Genomic DNA, 2,410 nt, shown 5'->3' with positions numbered 1-2,410 from the left:
GCTGGAGGCCTACCACCTGGCCGCGACCATCACGTTCGACCCCAACGTGCGGCCGGCCCTGATCACCGACCGCGCGCAGGCCATCGGCCGCATCGACCGACTCGTCGAGCGGGCCGACGTCGTGAAGGTCAGCGACGAGGACCTGTACTGGATCGATCCCAGCCGCTCGCCCGAGCAGATCGCGACGGCGTGGCAGGCGGTCGGGCCGTCGATCGTGGCCGTGACGATGGGCGGGCAGGGGGCGTTCGCGGTGTGCGCCGCAGGCGTGGTGCGCGTGGCGGCCCGCCCGGTCGAGGTAGTCGACACCGTCGGCGCGGGCGACTCGTTCATGACCGGGCTCATCGACGCACTGTGGTCGTTGAACCTTCTGGGCGCCGATCGGCGGGGGGACCTGGCCCGCATCGACGTCGACACCCTGGACGGGGTCCTGCAGGAGGCGGCGCTCGCATCGGCGCTGACCGTGTCGCGGGCAGGCGCAGACCTGCCGGATCGCGCCGCTCTACAACTGGGAATGAGTCTGTGAGCCATACTTGGGCATGCGTTCCATCTGGAAGGGTTCGATCGCCTTCGGGCTGGTGAACGTGCCGGTCAAGGTCTACAGCGCGACCGAAGACCACGACATCAAGTTCCACCAGGTCCACGCCAAGGACAACGGCCGCATCCGTTACAAGAGGGTGTGCGAGGTGTGCGGCGAGGTCGTCGAGTACCGGGACATCGCGAAGGCGTACGACTCCGATGACGGCCAGACGGTCATCATCACCGACGAGGACATCGCCACCCTGCCCGAGGAGCGCAGCCGCGAGATCGAGGTCGTCGAGTTCGTGCCAGCCGATCAGCTCGACCCGCTGATGTACGACAAGAGCTACTTCCTGGAACCCGACTCGAAGTCCTCGAAGTCCTATGTGCTGCTGGCCAAGACGCTCGCCGAGACCGATCGAGTGGCGATCGTGCACTTCGCGCTGCGCAACAAGACGCGGCTGGCGGCATTGCGGGTCAAGGACTTCAGCAAGCGCGACGTCATGGTGATCCACACGTTGTTGTGGCCCGACGAGATCCGCGACCCGGACTTCCCAGTGCTGGACAAGGAAGTCGAAGTCAAACCCGCCGAGCTGAAGATGGCAGGCCAGGTGGTCGAGTCGATGACCGACGACTTCCATCCCGACCAGTTCCGCGACGACTACCAGGAACAGCTGCACGAACTGGTTCAGGCGAAACTCGAAGGGGGCGAAGCCTTCACGACCGAGGAGCAGCCCGCCGAGAACCTCGACGAGACCGACGACGTGTCCGACCTGCTGGCTAAACTCGAAGCCAGCGTGAAGGCCCGGCAGTCGGGGGCCACCGCCAAGAATGACAAGCCCGCCAAGAAAGCCCCGGCGAAGAAGGCCGCCGCCAAGAAGGCGCCTGCGAAGAAGGCAGCTGCCAAGAAGTAGGCGGTCGGCGCCTCGAATTCTGCAGAAGGGTTGCTGTTCTTGCGGCGATCGCAGCCCTCGCGCAGAAGTCGAGGATTGCATCGCCGACTTCTGCATGCGGGCTGCGAATCCACCGAAGTCACGACCGCCGTGCAGAATTCGTCGGCGGTGGAGTCCAGCCACGACGAGCGAAGGCCTCTCGGACCCGATGCAGGATGAACGCCCGACCGTGTTCGGCGATGACGCGCAGGTCGACCCAGCCCTTGCGGTCGATGAGCTCGGCCCGCGTGATGTCGTGCACGTACTGCGTTCGTTCCTCGCTATGGTGCGCGCCCTCGTAGTCGAGACCGACCATCGGCTCGTCGTACCCCATGTCGATGAATGCCTTTCGCACACCATCACTCACCCTTATCTGAGTGCGCGGCGCCGGTAGCCCGTCGTCGATGAGGAGCAGCCGCAGCCAGGTCTCCCTCGGAGACTGCGCGCCAGCGTCCATGAGCGCCAGTGCCACTCTGGCTCGCCGCAGTCCTCGCGCCCCGCGATACCTCTCCGCCAACGTGAGGGCGTCATGCGCCAATACCCCCGTCGCCGCGGCCAACGCGTCGAGGTGAGTCACCGCGGCGTTGCGATCGAGGTGGCGAGCCAGGTCCAGCGCCGTTCGCCCGAGAGAGGTAACTGGCAGACCACAGATCTCGGTGATCTCGTCGGCCGCTATCCGCTCCTCGCGAACGATGATTCCGGCGCGCGGCCGCGTGTGCTCGGTGATGACCTCAATCGGTGTTGACGCATCGATCCACTTGGCGCCATGCAATGCCGCCGCCGCTCGTCCGGCGATCACGCCGCGCCGACCTGTCCACAACCACGCGGCACTGGCGTTCATCAATACCGTCCGCTCGACACCGCCGGGTAGGTACACACCGGGATGGACCGCGTCGTAGTTCCATCGCAGTTTGCCGCGCGTGAGTATGCCGTCACGGATCGCCTCGCCGCCGACGAATGGT

At 65.9% G+C, this 2,410-nt stretch carries 3 protein-coding genes; 2 read left to right on the top strand and 1 reads right to left on the bottom strand.

Going from position 1 to position 2,410, the window contains the following annotated elements; all coding sequences use genetic code 11:
- Positions 1 to 523: PfkB family carbohydrate kinase (locus ACRDUX_RS24910; protein WP_526417539.1), on the top strand; the 523-nt coding region annotated here is incomplete at its 5' end.
- A 13-nt stretch (positions 524 to 536) separates the two neighbouring features.
- The gene (ku, locus tag ACRDUX_RS24905) at positions 537 to 1,430 is read left to right on the top strand and encodes a non-homologous end joining protein Ku (protein ID WP_526417537.1); all 894 of its coding nucleotides are present in this window, start codon (positions 537 to 539) and stop codon (positions 1,428 to 1,430) included.
- A 118-nt stretch (positions 1,431 to 1,548) separates the two neighbouring features.
- On the opposite strand, the gene ACRDUX_RS24900 is transcribed toward ku, so the two are convergent.
- Positions 1,549 to 2,410 (bottom strand): type IV toxin-antitoxin system AbiEi family antitoxin (locus ACRDUX_RS24900; protein WP_526417535.1); only part of this gene is annotated, 862 nt, incomplete at its 5' end.

The sequence above is a fragment of the Mycobacterium sp. genome (genome assembly GCF_050701675.1).
In the GTDB taxonomy this organism is placed as follows: domain Bacteria; phylum Actinomycetota; class Actinomycetes; order Mycobacteriales; family Mycobacteriaceae; genus Mycobacterium.
Note: the sequence above shows the minus strand (reverse complement) of the source record. Positions and strands in the feature narration are given on the sequence as shown.

Coding starts and splice junctions, on each gene's coding strand:
- ku (WP_526417537.1), top strand. CDS start 537: ATGCGTTCCATCTGGAAGGGTTCGATCGCCTTCGGGCTGGTGAACGTG.